A 17,813-nucleotide genomic window follows, 5' to 3' on the forward strand; every position below is an offset into this window, starting at 1 on the left:
GAAACTGTGTCACCGCCGCTATCTCGCGGGGGAACAAGGCCGCATCCGATGACGACGACCGAAGCCGCACTGCTGAAACTGGTGGCGCTGGAGGCCGATGATCTGCCGGTGATTTCCGCGCACCTGCAGGACGCCGTCGCCTGCGTGCAGGAGATCGCGTACCTGCCGGCCGAGCGCCGCCTTGCGATGGTGGTCAACCGCTTCGACTGGCTTAGCGGTAACGAGAAGCCGACGCGCCTGCGTACCGGTGTGCGCTTCGAGCGCGTGAACAAAGCGCGGCTGCGCAACCTCGACCTGAAGAAGACCGGCGAGATGCTGAACCTGCTGGCGGTCGAGTTCGCGCCATCCGATGCGCCGTCCGGCACCATCACGCTCTATTTCTCCGGCGATGCCGCGATCCAGCTCGATGTCGAATGTGTTGAGGCGGCGATGACCGATCTCGGCCCGGCGTGGAATGCGCGCGGCTGCCCGCAGCACGAAACCGGCGCGTAGGATCGTCGCGCCATGCCAATTCGCCTCGATACCAGCGCGCCGGATTTCGCGGCGCGGTTTGAAACCTTCCTCGGCACCAAGCGGGAAGTTTCGGAAGACGTCGATAATGCCGTGCGCGCGATCCTGCGCGACGTCGAGGCGCGTGGCGACGACGCACTGATCGAATACACCGCGAAGTTCGATCGCCTTACGCTGGATGCAGGCACGCTGCGCGTGAGCGAAGCCGAGATCGAGTCGGCGTCGGGCGCGGTAGATGGCGAGACCGTGGATGCGCTGCGCTTCGCAAAGGACCGCATCGAGTCGCACCACAAGAAGCAGGTGCCACAGGACCAGCGCTACACCGATCCGCTCGGCGTCGAGCTTGGCTATCGCTGGACCGCGCTGGAGAGCGTCGGGATTTATGTGCCCGGCGGCAAGGCGGCTTATCCGTCTTCCGTGCTGATGAACGCGATCCCTGCCATGGTCGCGGGCGTGCCGCGGATCGCCATGTGCGTTCCCGCGCCCGGCGGCGAACTCAATCCGCTGGTGCTGATCGCGGCGAAGCTCGCGGGCGTCAGCGAGATATATAAGGTGGGCGGCGCGCAGGCGGTTGCCGCGCTCAGCTACGGTACGAACACGGTCAAGTCTGTCGCGAAGATCGTCGGCCCCGGCAACGCTTATGTAGCGGCCGCAAAGCGGCAGGTGTTCGGCCGCGTCGGCATCGACATGGTCGCGGGTCCGTCCGAAGTGCTGGTGATCGCCGACGGCGACGCGAATGCCGACTGGATCGCCGCCGATCTGCTGGCGCAGGCCGAGCATGACGAAGCGGCGCAGTCGATCCTGCTGACCAATGATCGCGCGCTCGCTGATCGCGTCGAGGCTTCTGTCGCTTCGCAGATGAAAACGCTGCCGCGCGCCGCGATAGCGGGCGAAAGCTGGAAGACATTCGGCGCGATCATTCTGGTGCGCGACCTTTCGGAAGCGCCGGTGCTGGCTGACCGTATCGCCGCCGAGCACTTGCAGATTTTCGCCAGCGATCCGGAAGCGCTTGCCGGAAAAATCCGCAACGCGGGTGCGGTATTCCTCGGTCAATATACGCCGGAAGCCATCGGCGATTATGTCGGCGGCTCCAACCACGTGCTGCCGACTGCGCGCGCTGCGCGTTATGCATCGGGCCTCGGCGTGCTCGACTTCATGAAGCGCACTTCGCTGCTCAAGCTCGGCGCTGACCAGTTGCGCGCGCTCGGCCCCGCCGCCATCGCACTCGGCGAAGCGGAGGGGTTGCAGGCGCACGCCCGTTCGGTTTCGATCCGCCTGAACCGAAACTGATCCAAGCGAATCGGCCATGACCGACGATCTCGCCGCGAAACATCCCGACCGGAGACTCGTCGCGGTAAAGCTCGACGAGCAGTCGATTGGCCGCGCCAATCCCGATGTCGAGCACGAACGCGCCATCGCGATCTACGACCTGATCGAAAGCAACTATTTCGAACTGGTCGGCGACAACGGCGGTCCTTACGCGCTCAATCTCGCACTGGCCGAGCAGCGGCTCGCCTTCGATATCTCGCGCCCCGACGGCGAGCGGGTGATCGTGCACATGTTGTCGCTGACGCCGTTCCGCAAAGTGGTGCGCGACTACTTCATGATCTGCGACTCCTATTACTCCGCGATCAAGACCGAAACGCCGCAGAAGATCGAGGCGATCGACATGGGCCGCCGCGGCCTGCATGACGAAGGCTCGCGGCTCTTGGTCGAGCGTTTGAAAGACAAAGTAGTCGTGGATTTCGACACCGCGCGGCGTCTGTTCACGCTGATCTGCGCGCTGCACTGGAAGGGCTGAGCGCGGCGATGGCCGACGCACCGCGCGCCAGACGCCCGCAGGCGGTGCTGTTCGTATGCGGCCAGAATTCGATCCGCTCTCCAATGGCCGCAGCGCTTGCGAAGCACTATTTCGGCAAATCCATCTATTTCGCCTCCGCAGGCGTGCGCAAAGGCGAACAGGATCCGTTCGTGACCGCCGTCATGGATGAACTCGGCATCGACCTTTCGAAGCACCGCCCCGCCACCGTGGAGGAACGCGAAGACGACGAGGGTCTCAACTTCGATCTCGTCGTCAGCCTTTCTCCACAGGCACATCACCGCGCGCTCGAACTGACCCGCAAGCACGCCCTCGATGTCGAATACTGGCCGACCGCCGACCCGACCATTATCGAGGGAAGCCGCGACCAGAAGCTGGAGGCCTACCGGGCCGTGCGCGACGACCTGGTTCGCAACATCCGCCGCCGTTTCGATCCGAACCGCTGAACGCAGGGCGGTTTATTTCCTGGGGTGTTTCCGATACATCCTAGGCCCCGGTATTTTTGCGTACTCCCCGGAAGTTTTGCTCATGGTTGGCCGCCCGAAGCTCGTTCTCGCGTCCGGATCGCCGCGCCGCCTCGCGCTCCTCAATCAGGTCGGCATCGAACCGGATACCCTGATGCCGGCCGAACTGGACGAAACGCCGGTGCGTGGCGAACTACCGCGCACGTTGGCGGTGCGCCTTGCCGGCGAGAAAGCGCGCGCGGTGATCGAGCGCGTGCGCGCCAACGAACAGGTGCGCGACGCTTATATTATCGCGGCCGACACCGTGGTCGCGGTCGGGCGGCGTATCCTGCCGAAGCCCGACCTGATCGACGAAGCGGCGGGCTGCCTGCGGCTGCTTTCCGGCCGCACCCATCGCGTCTATTCCGGCGTGAGCGTGGTGACGCCGCACGATACGGTAAAGACGCGGCTCGTCGAAACGCGCGTGCGCTTCAAGCGGCTTTCCACGCAGGACATTGAATCCTATCTCGCTTCCGGCGAGTGGCGCGGCAAGGCGGGCGGTTACGCGATCCAGGGCCTCGCGGGTTCATTCGTGGTGAAGCTGGTCGGCTCCTATCCGAACGTGGTCGGCATGCCGCTTTACGAAACGCTGACACTGCTGGCCGGCGAAGGTTTTCCGGTTCAATACAACTGGCTGAACCCGGTTTAGGCGGACAACATGAACCTCGCGCTGTGGCTGGAGCGGGCAGGGCGGGCGATGCCGGACGCACCGGCCATCGGTCTCGGCACCCGCATGGTTTACGATTATCGCGCGCTGGCAATGCGTGCCGCGAAGATCGCGGGCGGTTTGCGCGCAGGCGGGATGAAGGCTGGCGAGCGCGTCGCCATCGTCGCGAAGAACCAGCCCGACTATGCCGCGCTTATGTTCGGGGTCTGGCATGCGGGGCTTGCCTGCGTTCCGGTGAACGCCAAGCTGCACGGCGCGGAAATCGGCTACATCCTCGACCACTCCGGCGCGCGAATCTGTTTCGTCTCGAAGGACATGGAAACGGAAGTCGCGGCGCACGCACCGAAATCGCTGGAGCGGCTCGTCGTCATCGGCGGCGCGGAATATGAAAGGTTGTTGTCGGGCGATGCGACAGGAATAGCCGCTGCGAACGGCAGCGATCTGGCGTGGCTGTTCTACACTTCCGGCACCACCGGCCGCCCGAAAGGCGCGATGCTGACGCACCGCAATCTGAACTGGGCGGCGCATGCCTATATCGGCGAGGTGGACGAAACCCGTCCCGGCGATCCGATCCTGCATGCCGCGCCGATGAGCCATGGCTCCGGCATGTATATGCTGCCGCATGTTGCGCGCGGCGGCGTGAACATCGTTCCGGAGTCGGGCGCGTTCGAGCCGGAAGAAATCTTCGCGCAGATAGCGGCGTGGCCGCGTCTCTCCATGTTCGCCGCGCCCACGATGATCAAGCGTCTCGTGGACAGCAAGGCCGATTGCCGCGTGGAAAATATCCGCACCTTCGTCTGGGGCGGCGCGCCGATGTACGTGGAGGATATTCGCAAGGCACTCGACCGCTTCGGTCCGCGCCTCGCACAGATTTACGGGCAGGGCGAAAGCCCGATGACGATTACCGTGCTCTCGAAGCAGGAAGTCGCGGACAAGGACCATCCGCGCTGGCTGGAGCGTATCGCTTCCGCGGGCAAGGCGTATTCCTGCCTCGAAGTGCGCGTTGCAGGCGCGGACGATGCGCTGCTCGCTCCCGGCGAAATCGGCGAAATCATCTGTCGCGGCGATATTGTCATGGCGGGCTACTGGAAGAACGAGGAAGCGACCGCCAGGACGCTCGCGAACGGTTGGCTGCACACCGGCGATGTCGGCGCCTTCGACGAGGACGGTTATCTCACGCTGAAAGACCGCTCCAAGGATATGATCATATCCGGCGGCAGCAACATCTATCCGCGCGAGGTCGAGGAAATTCTCCTGAAGCACGAACGCATCCGAGAAGTTTCCGTGATCGGCCGCCCCGATGCCGAATGGGGCGAAGTGGTTGTCGCCTATGTCGTCGGCGAGGCGACGGAGAAGGAACTCGACGCGCTGTGCCTATCCAACATCGCGCGCTTCAAGCGTCCTAAACATTATGTGTTTGTCGAATCGCTTCCAAAAAATAACTACGGCAAGATTCTGAAAACCGATTTGCGCGAGCGCGACGCGAAAGAGAAGCGCCATGGCTGATCGTCTGAAAGGCAAGGTTGCACTCGTCGTCGGCGCCGGTTCCATCGGTCCCGGATGGGGCAACGGCAAGGCGACCGCGGTCGCGTTTGCGCGCGAAGGCGCGAAGGTCGCCTGTGCGGACCATCGCCTCGATGCAGCGGAAGAAACCGTTTCCCTCATTGAGAAAGAAGGCGGCGACGCCATTGCAATCAAGGCCGATGTCTCGAACGGCGACGATGTCGCGCGCATGGCGAACGTGGCAGCAGAGTTCTACGGCCGCATCGACATCCTCGATTACAATGTGGGCCTCGCGGAAACGGCGAGCGTCGTCGATATTTCCGAAGCCGAATGGGATCGTATCTTCGCCGTCAACCTCAAGGGCGCGATGTTCGCGATGAAGCACGTCATTCCGCTGATGCAGAGGCAGGGCGGCGGTTCGATCATCAACATCTCGTCGATCGCGGGCATCCGTTATACCGGCGTCGATTACCCGACCTATTACGCGACCAAGGCCGCGCTCAATCACCTGACGCGCGCGACCGCCGCGCAATACGCGAAGCAGAACATCCGCGTGAACGCGATCCTGCCGGGGCTGATGAAAACACCGATGGTCGAGCACTCGCCGCAGCTTGCCGCCGCTTACGGCAAAGGCGACATCGAGAAAATGTGGGCGGCCCGCGCCGCGCAGGTGCCGATGGGCAAGATGGGAGATGCGTGGGATGTCGCAAACGCTGCCGTGTTTCTTGCAAGCGACGAAAGCCGTTACATCACCGGCATCGAGCTGGTGGTGGATGGCGGCGTGACGCTGAAATATGTCTGAGAACGGCAATGGCCACGCGCGCAAGCTCGGCATCGGCACCGCGTGCCCTATTTGTGGCAAGCCCTCTGCGGAAAAATTTCGTCCGTTCTGCTCGAAGCGCTGTGCCGATGTGGACCTCCATCGCTGGCTCACCGGCGGCTACGCGATTCCCGTGACCGAGGACGAAGACGAGGATGGCGCCGAGAGCGCAGCAGCCCCTCCCGGCAAGAAGACGGAAGACCCCGAAAATCGCTGATTTCAAAGGGTGTTTTGCTGTCTGGACAATCCGGGAGCCGAACCCCTATAACCGCGCGGCTTTCGGCAGGACGTTTGTCTTCGCCGGGGGATGCCCAGGTAGCTCAGTTGGTAGAGCATGCGACTGAAAATCGCAGTGTCGGTGGTTCGATTCCGCCCCTGGGCACCATTTTCATTCTCTGAAATTTTTCTCTGAAAATTTTTACGCGGCCGCTCAATTACAGAGCGATGAATTTTTTTGCATGAAGACGATTGATGCAATTCGCGGCGCGCGGCGCCGGGGCAATGAGCCTTAATAATATTTGCGGCCGCCCGATCTCGCAGCGCGAAAACCGCTTGACGGCACACCCAAATACCCGTGTTCTATGCGCTGGTTGCTATGCTGCTTTGAGCGAGGCGCGTAGCGGCCCAATAAGAATAAGCATCTGACCGCTGGGAATTTGGCTGCCGACCAAGACAATCCTCGTACGCACTTGTGCCGAACCCGCATTTTTCTTGAGAATGCGCGCCCGGCGCCGGAGTTTCTGCGGAGAATTTGTCAGGTTTGCGCTGGAGGTCGGGAGTGGAGGCAACTACGAAGAATACGGGGATGGGTTTAGCTGCGTATGAGTGACATCGTACTCGAGACCGAAAATCTGACGAAAGAATTCGCAGGCTTTGTCGCCGTCAGCGATGTGAATCTGAAAGTGCGGCGTGGCACGATTCACGCTTTGATCGGTCCGAACGGTGCGGGCAAGACCACCTGTTTCAACCTGCTCACTAAATTCCTGACGCCGACCCGCGGCAGCATCAAATACAAGGGCCAGGACATTACTTCGCTGAAGCCCGCCGAAATTGCGCGGCTCGGCGTGGTCCGCTCCTTCCAGATTTCCGCCGTGTTCCCGCATCTCACCGTGCTCGAAAACGTGCGCATCGCGCTGCAGCGACAGCATGGCGAGTCGTTCGATTTCTGGCGCTCGGCGCGCGTCCTCGACAAATACAACGATCGCGCCCGTGCGCTGATCAACGATGTCGGCCTCTCGGCGTTCGTGAACATTCCTGCAGTCGAATTGCCCTATGGCCGCAAGCGCGCGCTCGAAATCGCGACCACGCTCGCGCTCGATCCGGAAATGCTGCTGCTCGACGAGCCGACCGCGGGCATGGGCCATGAAGACATCGACCGCATCGCCGCGCTGATCAAGACCGTCGCCGCCAACCGCACCGTGTTGATGGTCGAACACAACCTCAGCGTCGTTTCGAATCTTTCGAACACGATCACGGTGCTGACCCGCGGCCGCGTGCTGGCCGAAGGCGATTACAAGACCGTTTCGGAGAATCCGCAGGTGCGCGAAGCCTATATGGGGACCGGCCATGCTTGATCGCACTTCCGGCCCGCTGCTCGAAATCAAGGATCTGCACGCCTGGTACGGCGAGTCGCACATCCTTCACGGCACCACGATGAACGTGAACGCCGGCGAGGTGGTCACGCTGCTCGGCCGCAACGGTGCCGGCAAGACCACGACCATGAAGTCGATCATGGGCATCGTGGGCAAGCGCACCGGCTCGGTGAAATTCGAGGGACGCGAACTCATCAACGCGTCGTCGAACACCATCGCGCGCGCGGGCATCGCCTTCTGCCCGGAGGAGCGCGGCATCTTCGCTTCGCTCGACGTGCAGGAAAACCTGATGCTGCCGCCGCAGGTTCGTCCCGGCGGGCTGAGCCTTGAGCAGATTTTCACGCTGTTTCCGAACCTGCGCGAGCGCCTGAAGAGCCAGGGCACCAAGCTCTCCGGCGGCGAACAGCAGATGCTCGCGATTGGCCGCATCCTGCGCACTGGCGCGCGGCTGCTTCTGCTCGACGAGCCGACCGAAGGTCTGGCGCCCGTCATCATCCAGCAGATCGGTCACACGATCAGGACTTTGAAAGAGCAGGGCTTCACCATCCTGCTCGTCGAACAGAACTTCCGGTTCGCTTCCACGGTCGCGGATCGCTACTACATCATGGAACACGGCAAGATCGTGGAACAGTTCGCCAATTCCGAACTGAACAAGAAGCTCGACACCCTGCACGAATACCTGGGCGTTTAAGTACCGGCGGTCTGTGCAAGCCGCTGTCAACGGGAGGAAAGAGAATGAAATTCCTGCGTACTGCAATTCTGTCGGCAGCGATGCTGTCGGCGGGTTCTGCCTACGGGCAGATTTCGGACAACGTAATCCGCATCGGCGTGCTGAACGATATGTCGGGCACCTACGCCGACCTCGCCGGTCCCGGCTCGGTGCTGGCGGCGCGCCTCGCCATCGAAGACCTTGGCGACCTGCTCAAGGGCTTCAAGGTCGAAGTCGTGGGCGCCGACCACCAGAACAAGCCGGACGTCGGCTCCAACATCGTCCGCCAGTGGATCGACGTCGATAAGGTCGACATGATCGTCGACGTGCCGACCTCGTCGGTCGCGCTCGCGGTCAACGAAATCGTCCGCGAAAAGAACAAGGTATTCCTCGGCTCTGGCCCGGCGACCTCCGATCTCACCGGCGCGAAGTGCTCGCCGAACACCGTTCACTGGACCTATGACACCTGGGCGCTGGCGAACGGCACCGGCAATGCGATCGTGAAGACCGGCGGCGACACCTGGTTCTTCCTCACCGCCGACTACGCCTTCGGTCATGCGCTTGAGCGTGACACCGCCGCGGTCGTCACCGCGAACGGCGGCAAGGTCGTCGGCTCGGTACGCCACCCGTTCCCGGGCCAGGACTTCTCCTCGTTCCTGCTGCAAGCGCAGGCATCGAAGGCGAAGATCATCGGCCTCGCGAACGCAGGCGCCGACACCACCAACGCCATCAAGCAGGCCGCGGAATTCGGCATCGTGGCACAGGGCCAGAACCTCGCGGGTCTGCTCGTGTTCCTGACCGACGTTCACGCGCTCGGCCTGAAGACGGCACAGGGCCTGATCTTCACCGAAGCCTGGTACTGGGACATGAACGATGCCAATCGCGCCTTCGCGAAGCGTTTCTCGGCGGCTAACCGCGGCATCTATCCCTCGATGGTTCATGCCGGCGTCTATTCGGCTGTCACGCACTACCTGAAGTCGGTTGTTGCGCTCAAGAACGACACCGATGGCAAGGCGATCGTCGAACACATGAAGAAGCAGCCGACCAAGGACGCGCTCTTTGGCGAAGGCACGATCCGTCAGGACGGCCGCAAGCTGCATCCGATGTATCTGTTCGAAGTGAAGAAGCCGGAAGAATCGAAGGGCCCGTGGGATTACTACAAGCTCCGCGCGACCATTCCTGCGAACGAAGCCTTCCGTCCGCTGAAGGATGGCAAGTGCCCGCTCGTCGCCGGCTAAGCACCTAGACTACGGTCGAGGGATGGGCGCTAAACGCCCATCCCTCAGCCGGACAGGGGGAAGGAAATGGAATTTCTCGGCATCAACGTACCGGCGCTTTCCGGGCAATTGCTGATCGGGCTGATCAACGGCTCGTTCTATGCGCTGCTCAGTCTGGGTCTGGCCGTGATTTTCGGAATGCTCAACATCATCAACTTCGCGCATGGCGCGCAGTACATGATGGGTGCCTTCGTCGCTTACTTCCTTCTGCAATTCGCCGGTCTGAACTACTGGTGGGCGCTGATCCTCGCCCCCATCATTGTCGGCGGCATCGGCATCGTGATCGAGCGCGCGCTGCTGCAATGGCTCTACAAGCTCGACCATCTTTACGGCTTGCTGCTGACCTTCGGTCTTGCGCTCGTCATCCAGGGCCTGTTCCGCCATCAATATGGCTCGTCTGGCCTGCCGTATCAGATGCCCGACCAGTTGACCGGCGTGCGCCGCCTAGGCTTCACGGTTCTCCCGAATTACCGCATCTGGGTAATTTTCTTTTCGCTCGCGGTCTGTTTGAGCGTCTGGTTCATCATCGAGAAAACGCGGCTCGGCGCCTATCTGCGCGCCGCCACCGAAAACCCGACACTGGTGCGCGCCTTCGGAATCAACGTGCCGCTGATGATCACGCTGACTTACGGCTTCGGCGTCGGTCTCGCGGCATTGGCCGGCGTGATGGCCGCGCCGATCTATGCGGTGAACCCGACCATGGGCGCGGACCTCATCATCGTCGTGTTCGCGGTGGTGGTGATCGGCGGCATGGGTTCGATCATGGGCGCCATCGTCACCGGCTTCGGTCTCGGCATCATCGAAGGCCTGACCAAGTATTTCTTCCCCGAAGCGTCGAACACCGTGATCTTCATCATCATGGCGATCGTGCTCATGATCCGGCCCGCGGGCCTGTTCGGAAGGGCGGCGTAACATGGCCCAGACAGCGGAACAGATCACCGCGCCGGTCGCGGACAACAACGGCAACAAGAGCTTTTTCATCGCCTTCCTGGTGATGGTGCTGCTGCTCGCCGTGCTGCCGTCGGTGCCGGGCATCATCAACGCGACCTTCCTCGGCAATGTGCTGTCCGATGGCGTGAAGAACACCATCGCCGCGCTCTGCTATCCCGGCTTCCTGATGAAGGCGCTGTGCTTCGCGCTGTTCGCCTGCGCGTTCAACCTGCTGATCGGCTATGTCGGGCTGCTTTCCTTTGGCCACGCACTTTACTTCGGCTGGGCCAGCTATTTCGCCGCGCATCTTGCGAAGATCGGCACGATCTCGATCCCGTACTGGAAGGGAAGCTGGATCGTAATTCCGTTGCCGCCGCTTTCGCCCGAACTCGCCATCCTCGGCGCGGTCGCGGGTGCGGCGTTGCTCGGCTTCATCGCAGGTTCGATCGCGATCCGCCGTCAGGGCATCTATTTCGCGATGATCACGCTCGCGCTCGCGCAGATGATGTATTTCTTCGCGGTGCAGTCGAAGTTCACCGGCGGTGAGGACGGTATCCAGTCGATCCCGCGCGGCAACCTGTTCGGCCTGTTCAGCCTCGCCAACGACCGCGTCCTTTATGTATTCGTGCTGGTCGTATTTCTGCTCGGCTTTCTGTTGATTTATCGCGTCATCAACTCGCCGTTCGGCGAAGTCCTGAAGGCGATCCGCGAGAACGAACAACGCGCGATCTCGCTCGGCTATAAGACCGACCGCTACAAGCTCGCTGCCTTCGTGCTTTCCGCGGCGCTTGCGGGCCTCGCGGGCGCGGTCAAGCCTTTCGTGGTCGGCAATGCCTCGCTGACCGACGTGCACTGGTCGATGTCCGGCGAAGTCGTGCTGATGACGCTGCTCGGCGGCCTCGGCACCATCTTCGGTCCCGTGGTCGGCGCGTTCACGATCATCGGCATGCAGAACTTCCTCGCGACCTTCGGCCAGTGGGTGACGATCATCCAGGGCGTGATCTTCGTGATCTGCGTGCTGCTGTTCCGGCGCGGCATCATCGGCGAAATCGCGAACCTGTTCCGCATCAAGCTCTAGTTTGCTGGTACAAAGCGCGGCAACGCTGGAACGATTGCGTTTCTTGACGCTTCCAGAGGCGGGTCCTACTTTCGCGCGCCGTTTGCGCCTGTAATTTCGCGGGCGTTGACGCAATAACACCGCGCGAGTTTTCGTATGGCCGCTTTTCTTTCGCTTGCCGAAGCCATCGAAGCCAATGTGCGCGACGGCGATGCCGTCGCGATGGAAGGCTTCACGCACCTGATTCCCTTTGCGGCGGGTCACGAAGTGATCCGCCAGCGGCGCAAACGCCTCTCCCTGATCCGCATGACGCCTGATCTGATCTACGATCAACTGATCGGCATGGGTTGCGCGGAGCGCCTCACATTTTCATGGGGCGGAAATCCCGGCGTCGGCTCGCTGCATCGCTTCCGCGACGCCTATCAAAACGGCTGGCCGAACCGGATCGAGATTGTCGAACATTCCCACGCGGCGATGGCGAACGCCTACGATGCGGCCGCCGCAGGTCTGCCCTTCGCGGTGTTCCGCGGCTACCGCGGAGCGGAACTGCCGCGCGTAAATCCTTCGATCAAGGAAGTTACCTGCCCTTACACCGGCGAGAAGCTCGCGACCGTTCCGGCAGTGAAGCTCGATGTCGCGATTATTCACGCGCAGAAGGCGGACAGAAAAGGTAACGTGCTGCTCGAAGGCATCGTCGGCGTCCAGAAGGAAGCGGTACTCGCCGCCAAGCGCTCCGTCGTCACCGTCGAGGAAATCGTGGACGAACTGAATCCGCCATCACCGAACTCCGTCGTGCTGCCGGGTTGGACCGTCGGCGCGATTGCGGTCGTGCCGGGTGGTGCGCATCCGTCCTACACGCACGGCTATTACAAGCGCGACAACGCCTTCTATAAGGCATGGGACGAGATCGCACACGAACGTGACAGCTTCAGCGCATGGATGGACGAGAACGTATTGCGCAAGGGGCCGGAAGTTTTCGCCGCCCACGCGAAGAAGGCGGCGTAACCATGAGCGCGAACTTCACGCCGAACGAAATGATGACGGTCGCGGCTGCGCGCGCACTGCGCAACGACGATGTGTGCTTTGTCGGGATAGGCGCGCCTTCCGCCGCCTGCAACCTCGCGCGCCAGACCCATGCGCCCGACATCGTTCTCATTTACGAGTCCGGCACGCTGGAAACGCGCCCGAACGTGCTGCCACTCTCCATCGGCGACGGCGAACTTTGCGAAACCGCGCTGACCACGGTCTCGGTGCCGGAGATGTTCCGCTATTGGCTACAGGGCGGACGCATCACCACCGGGTTTCTCGGCGGCGCGCAGATTGACCGCTTCGCGAACCTCAACACCACCGTCGTCGGTCCTTACGAAAAGCCGAGCGTGCGGCTGCCCGGCGGCGGCGGCGCGCCGGAAATAGCGACGAGTTGCGGACAGATTTTCATCACGATGGCGCACACCAAGCGCGCCTTCGTCGAGAAGATCGACTTCTTCACTTCGCTCGGCCATGGGCAGGGCGGCGACAGCCGCAAGAAACTCGGCGTCACCACCAAAGGCCCCACCAAGGTCATTACCGAGCTCTGCGTGATGGAGCCGGACGAGACCTCGAAAGAATTGACCGTGGTCTCGCTGCATCCCGGCGTCACCAAGGAGCAGGTAACCGCCGCGACCGGTTGGCAGATCAAATTCGCGCCGGGTGTCGGCGAAACGCCGCCGCCCACCGATACCGAACTCAAAGTCCTGCGCGATCTGCACGCGCGCACCAAGGCCGCGCACGGCGGCAACGCGTAAGGAGAGAACCATGGCCGACGCTTTCATCTGCGATTTCGTCCGCACGCCCATCGGCCGTTTCGGCGGTTCGCTTGCGAAAATACGGCCGGACGATCTCGCCGCCCACGTCATCAAGGCGTTGCTTGCGCGCAATCCTTCGCTCGACAAGAGCAAGATCGAAGACGTCTTCTTCGGCTGCGCCAATCAAGCCGGCGAAGACAACCGCAACATCGCGCGCATGGGCCTGCTGCTGGCGGGTCTCCCCATCAGCGTGCCGGGCAACACCATCAATCGCCTGTGCGCGTCCGGTCTCGATGCGGTCGGCAGCGCCGCGCGCGCGATCAAGGCGGGCGAAATCTCGCTTGCCATCGCGGGCGGTGCGGAATCCATGTCGCGTGCGCCCTTCGTGATGGGCAAGGCGCAGGAAGCGTTCTCGCGCAACGCCGAGATTTTTGACACCACCATCGGCTGGCGCTTCATCAATCCGCTGATGAAGCAGCAATACGGCGTCGATTCGATGCCGGAGACCGGCGAGAATGTCGCGGAAGAATATCAGGTGAAGCGCGAGGATCAGGACAAGTTTGCGCTTCGCTCGCAGCATCGCGCAGTCGCGGCGCAGGAACGCGGCTATTTCGACGGTGAGATCGTCGCGGTCGAAGTGCCGGGCGGCAAGGCGGGTCCGGTGAAGGTCGCGAAGGACGAGCATCCGCGCGGCGACACCACGCTCGAAGGCCTCGCGAAACTGAGAACCCCGTTCCGCAATCCGGGCACGGTGACGGCGGGCAACGCTTCCGGCGTGAACGACGGCGCCGCCGCGCTCATCATCGCATCCGAAGAAGCGGCGAAAGCAAACGGGCTGAAGCCGCGCGCGCGTATCCTTGGCCTCGCTTCCGCGGGCGTGCCGCCGCGCATCATGGGTATTGGTCCGGTGCCGGCGGTGGAAAAACTTTCCGCCCGTCTCGGTATCCCCGCCAACAAGTTCGACGTGATCGAACTCAACGAGGCCTTCGCCAGCCAGGCGCTCGCCTGCATGCGCCAGTTCGGCGTGGCTGACGACGCCGACCACGTGAACCCGAACGGCGGTGCGATTGCGCTCGGCCATCCGCTCGGCATGTCCGGGGCGCGGATCGCGGGAACTGCGATGCGGGCGCTGGAGGAGCGCGGCGGGAAATACGCCCTCGCAACCATGTGCGTCGGTGTCGGACAGGGCGTCGCGCTCGCCATCGAGCGGGTCTGAGCGAATTTCGCTAGTCTGCGCCGCGAGTCGGAAAGTACGCGGGAGCGCGCAGGCGAATGGCGCAATTTGACGTCGCAATCATCGGCGGCGGAATCAACGGCTGCGGGGTCGCGCGCGACGCTTCCGGCCGCGGCCTATCGGTATTGCTGGTGGAGCAGGGCGATCTCGCCAGCGGCACTTCGTCGGCAAGCTCCAAGCTCATCCACGGCGGCCTGCGCTATCTTGAGAACTACGATTTCGGGTTGGTGCGCGAGTCGCTCCATGAACGCGAACTGCTCTTGAGGAACGCGCCGCATCTGGTGCGGCCGATGCGCTTCGTTATCCCGCATTCTCCCATGTTGCGTCCTGCATGGATGGTTTGGCTCGGCCTCAAGCTCTACGATTTCCTGAGCGGACGCTCCGTGCTGCCGCGCTCGCGCAGCTTCGATCTCGCCGACGACATCGCAGGCGTGCCGCTGAAGAAGGCCGGTGGTCGCGGCTTCGAATATTCGGATTGCGCCACCGACGATGCGCGCCTCGTCATCGCCAACGCAATCGACGCGCGCGAACGCGGCGCGGATATTCGCACGCGCACGCGCCTCGTCTCCGCGCGCCGCGCCGGACACGAATGGGAGCTGGTGCTGGCCGCAGGCGCCGGCCGCGAAACCGTGACGGCGAAGGCGCTCATCAACACCGCAGGACCTTGGGCGGGAAAAATCCTCGACACCATCGTGAAGGCGCACTCGAACGTGAAAGTGCGGATGGTGAAGGGCAGCCATATCGTCGTGCCGCAACTGTTCGGGCATGGCCGCGCATACCTCATGCAGAACGATGACCGCCGCGTCGTGTTCGCGATCCCGTTCGCGGGCCGTTTCACGCTGATCGGTACGACCGACGTGGAATTCGAGGGCGACCCGACCCACGCGGCGGCGAGCGCGGAGGAAGTGCAGTACCTTTGCCGCATCGCCGAGAGTTATTTCCGCGCGCCGGTCGAGCCATCGCGCGTGGTGTGGAGTTTCGCGGGCATTCGCCCGCTCGCCGCCGATGGGAGCGGCAGCGCGCAAAAGGCGACCCGTGAATACGAAATCGCGATTGACGGCGAATATGGCGAAGCGCCGCTGCTCTCGCTGATCGGCGGCAAGCTCACGGCCTATCGCTCCATGAGCGAGCACCTCGTCGACAAGCTGTCGTATTGGCTTGTGATGCAGCCGGCCTGGACCGCGAACGAGCCGCTGCCCGGCGGCGATCTCGGCGAGCGCGGCATGGAAGGCCTGCTCGCCGATCTTGCCGTACGCCACGCTTATCTGCCGGAAAGTTTGCGTCACCGTCTGGCCGCGAATTACGGCCGCCGCGCCTTCAATGTGCTCGGCGAGGCAAGCGGACTCGACGATCTCGGCCCGCGCCTGATCGGCGATCTCCACCGGCGCGAACTGGATTATTTGCGCGCGCAGGAATGGGCGCAGACCGCGGAAGACGTGGTCTGGCGCCGCACGAAACTTGGCGTCGGCGCACCCGCGGATGAAATCGAGGCCGTGAAGGCCGCGCTGCGCGCTTGACCGCGCAGACATTGACAATCGCGCCTGCGGTCTTACGTTGACCCCATGAAGATCGCATCCCACCGCCGCACCTGGAAGTTTTTCCGCGCGGGCCAGATTCACGCGGGCATTTAGCCCGGATGGCTTGAGGCCATCCGGGACGCGTTTCTTTTTTTTCTTCCCATTACCCGAAATGAGACCGGCATGAATTCCGGCACAATTCCGCCGCGCGGCTGAACCGCGCATCAGGCGGGCAAGGAGATACAGAATGTCCCGCTATAGCGGTTTGGACCTGCCACCCATCGTCATCACGCGCCGCGATTGCGAGCGCCTCGAGCGGCTCGCCGCCGCGGCAACCGAAAAATTCCCCACCGCCTCTGCGTTCCTCGCGCGCGAGATCGAACGCGCGCACCTGATCGAGCAGTTCGACATGCTGCCGAACCTCGTCGTCATGGGATCGGAAGTGGAATTCCGCGACGACGTTTCCGGCCAGACCCGCCGCGCGCAACTCGTCTACCCGGAGCAGGCAGGGCAGGGTTCGAAGGTCAGCGTGCTGACGCCGGTCGGCGCGGCGCTGATCGGGCTTTCGGTCGGCCAGAGCATCGAATTCCAGACGCCTTCGGGTGGCTGGCGCGCGCTCACCGTGCTTTCGGTCCGGAACGCGGAGTGATCTCCGCGTTCCGGTTGTGAACGCATCCTTTCCCCGGTAAGCAGGCGCCATCTCCGGCGATCAAGCGAGATCATGGATTCCTCTCCGTCCAGAACGCCAAAGCGGGAAAACGCGCGCCGCAAGTTCGAGCCTTGGCTGGACCCTGCGGCGCAGCCGCTGATCCGCTTCGAGAACGTGACGAAGCGTTTCGGCACGGTCACCGCCGTCGCCGGCGTCTCGCTCGACATTTACGAGCGCGAATTTTTCGCACTGCTCGGTCCGTCCGGATGCGGCAAGACCACGTTGATGCGAATGCTCGCCGGGTTCGAGGCACCGGACGAAGGACGCATCCTGCTCGCCGGCAAAGATATCGGCGGCGTGCCGCCGTATCGGCGTCCGGTGAACATGATGTTCCAGTCCTACGCGCTGTTCCCGCACATGACGGTCGCGGACAACATTGCGTTCGGCCTGAAACAGGACGGCATGCCGCGTGACGAAATTGCGCAGCGCGTGGAGGAAATGCTCGCGCTGGTGAATCTGCGCAACTTCGGTGCGCGCCGCCCGGACCAGCTTTCGGGCGGACAGAAGCAGCGCGTTGCGCTGGCCCGCTCGCTCGCCAAGCGGCCGAAAGTATTGCTGCTCGACGAGCCGATGGCCGCGCTCGATAAGAAGTTGCGCGAAGAAATGCAGTTCGAGCTGATGGGCCTGCAACAGACGCTCGGCATGACCTTCATGATCGTCACCCACGATCAGGAAGAAGCGATGACTGTCGCGGATCGCATCGCCGTCATGGACCACGGCAAGCTCGCGCAGGTCGCGACTCCTTCGGAAATCTACGAGCAGCCGAACAGCCGCTACGTCGCGGACTTCGTCGGCGACATCAATTTGATCGAGGCGAAGGTCGCGCAGATTACCGCGAACGGAACTTCGCTGCATTCGCCGCAAATCCCGGCAGAGTTGCGCGTCTCGCAGCGCATCGACGTGCGCGCGGACGACACCGTGACCGTCGCCCTGCGCCCGGAAAAAATCCGCGTCGGCAAGGAGCCGATGGCGGACGCGCATGTCAATTACGCGCAGGGCAGGGTGATCGACATTGCCTATCTCGGCGACCTCTCGATCTATCGCGTGCAGCTCGACAGCGGCCTGATACTGAAGGCCGCGAAGCCGAACCTCTCGCGCCAGATCGAGCCGCCCATCGACTGGGACGAAACCGTATCGCTGTCGTGGACCGAAGACGCCGCGACCCTGCTGAAGGAATAGCGG

The 17,813-nt window shown here is 62.8% G+C and carries 19 protein-coding genes and 1 tRNA gene; all 20 read left to right on the forward strand.

What is annotated here, in order from left to right; translation table 11 throughout:
* Positions 1-48: 48 nt before the first annotated feature.
* The 20 genes from KF794_01315 to KF794_01410 all read left to right on the forward strand — a co-directional run bounded on the left by KF794_01315 (position 49) and on the right by KF794_01410 (position 17,810).
* A complete protein-coding gene (locus KF794_01315; GenBank protein ID QYK45382.1) occupies positions 49-492 on the forward strand; it encodes a DUF2948 family protein in 444 nt (147 codons plus the stop codon).
* A 12-nt stretch (positions 493-504) separates the two neighbouring features.
* Positions 505-1,800, forward strand: coding sequence for a histidinol dehydrogenase (gene hisD / locus KF794_01320; GenBank protein QYK45383.1), 1,296 nt, complete (start codon positions 505-507; stop codon positions 1,798-1,800).
* A gap of 16 nt (positions 1,801-1,816) precedes the next feature.
* Positions 1,817-2,311 (forward strand): UPF0262 family protein, encoded by a 495-nt coding sequence (locus KF794_01325; protein ID QYK45384.1) that lies wholly within the window; start codon positions 1,817-1,819, stop codon positions 2,309-2,311.
* A gap of 8 nt (positions 2,312-2,319) precedes the next feature.
* Positions 2,320-2,775, forward strand: coding sequence for a low molecular weight phosphatase family protein (locus tag KF794_01330; protein QYK45385.1), 456 nt, complete (start codon positions 2,320-2,322; stop codon positions 2,773-2,775).
* A gap of 82 nt (positions 2,776-2,857) precedes the next feature.
* Entirely contained in the window at positions 2,858-3,481 is a 624-nt protein-coding gene (locus KF794_01335; protein QYK45386.1) for a Maf-like protein, read from the forward strand.
* Positions 3,482-3,490: 9 nt separating this feature from the next.
* Positions 3,491-5,005 carry an AMP-binding protein gene (locus KF794_01340; protein ID QYK45387.1) on the forward strand — a complete coding sequence of 505 codons (1,515 nt, stop codon included), beginning with the start codon at positions 3,491-3,493 and terminating at the stop codon, positions 5,003-5,005.
* The gene (locus KF794_01345) at positions 4,998-5,804 is read left to right on the forward strand and encodes an SDR family oxidoreductase (GenBank protein QYK45388.1); all 807 of its coding nucleotides are present in this window, start codon (positions 4,998-5,000) and stop codon (positions 5,802-5,804) included. Before KF794_01340 ends, KF794_01345 begins: the two co-directional genes overlap by 8 nt.
* Entirely contained in the window at positions 5,797-6,039 is a 243-nt protein-coding gene (yacG, locus tag KF794_01350) for a DNA gyrase inhibitor YacG (GenBank protein QYK45389.1), read from the forward strand. The genes KF794_01345 and yacG overlap by 8 nt, the downstream gene beginning before the upstream one ends.
* 92 nt (positions 6,040-6,131) lie before the next feature.
* Positions 6,132-6,207, forward strand: a tRNA-Phe gene (locus tag KF794_01355).
* A gap of 436 nt (positions 6,208-6,643) precedes the next feature.
* Entirely contained in the window at positions 6,644-7,396 is a 753-nt protein-coding gene (locus KF794_01360; GenBank protein QYK45390.1) for an ABC transporter ATP-binding protein, read from the forward strand.
* Positions 7,389-8,105, forward strand: coding sequence for an ABC transporter ATP-binding protein (locus tag KF794_01365; GenBank protein QYK45391.1), 717 nt, complete (start codon positions 7,389-7,391; stop codon positions 8,103-8,105). Before KF794_01360 ends, KF794_01365 begins: the two co-directional genes overlap by 8 nt.
* Before the next feature lie 44 nt (positions 8,106-8,149).
* Entirely contained in the window at positions 8,150-9,361 is a 1,212-nt protein-coding gene (locus KF794_01370) for an ABC transporter substrate-binding protein (protein QYK45392.1), read from the forward strand.
* A 66-nt stretch (positions 9,362-9,427) separates the two neighbouring features.
* Positions 9,428-10,312 carry a branched-chain amino acid ABC transporter permease gene (locus tag KF794_01375; protein QYK45393.1) on the forward strand — a complete coding sequence of 295 codons (885 nt, stop codon included), beginning with the start codon at positions 9,428-9,430 and terminating at the stop codon, positions 10,310-10,312.
* Between the two features lie 82 nt (positions 10,313-10,394).
* On the forward strand, positions 10,395-11,408 hold the full coding sequence (locus tag KF794_01380) for a branched-chain amino acid ABC transporter permease (GenBank protein ID QYK46540.1): 1,014 nt from the start codon (positions 10,395-10,397) through the stop codon (positions 11,406-11,408).
* 135 nt (positions 11,409-11,543) lie between these two features.
* Positions 11,544-12,392, forward strand: coding sequence for a CoA transferase subunit A (locus KF794_01385; GenBank protein ID QYK45394.1), 849 nt, complete (start codon positions 11,544-11,546; stop codon positions 12,390-12,392).
* 2 nt (positions 12,393-12,394) lie between these two features.
* Positions 12,395-13,171, forward strand: a complete 777-nt coding sequence (locus KF794_01390) for a CoA-transferase subunit beta (GenBank protein QYK45395.1) — start codon at positions 12,395-12,397, stop codon at positions 13,169-13,171.
* Positions 13,172-13,181: 10 nt separating this feature from the next.
* Positions 13,182-14,387, forward strand: coding sequence for a 3-oxoadipyl-CoA thiolase (pcaF, locus tag KF794_01395; protein ID QYK45396.1), 1,206 nt, complete (start codon positions 13,182-13,184; stop codon positions 14,385-14,387).
* A gap of 56 nt (positions 14,388-14,443) precedes the next feature.
* A complete protein-coding gene (glpD, locus tag KF794_01400) occupies positions 14,444-15,922 on the forward strand; it encodes a glycerol-3-phosphate dehydrogenase (protein QYK45397.1) in 1,479 nt (492 codons plus the stop codon).
* Positions 15,923-16,169: 247 nt separating this feature from the next.
* Positions 16,170-16,571, forward strand: a complete 402-nt coding sequence (gene rnk / locus KF794_01405) for a nucleoside diphosphate kinase regulator (protein ID QYK45398.1) — start codon at positions 16,170-16,172, stop codon at positions 16,569-16,571.
* 72 nt (positions 16,572-16,643) lie between these two features.
* A complete protein-coding gene (locus tag KF794_01410; GenBank protein ID QYK45399.1) occupies positions 16,644-17,810 on the forward strand; it encodes an ABC transporter ATP-binding protein in 1,167 nt (388 codons plus the stop codon).
* The last annotated feature ends 3 nt before the right edge of the window (positions 17,811-17,813 follow it).

It is taken from the genome of Xanthobacteraceae bacterium (assembly GCA_019454205.1).
Lineage (GTDB): Bacteria > Pseudomonadota > Alphaproteobacteria > Rhizobiales > Xanthobacteraceae.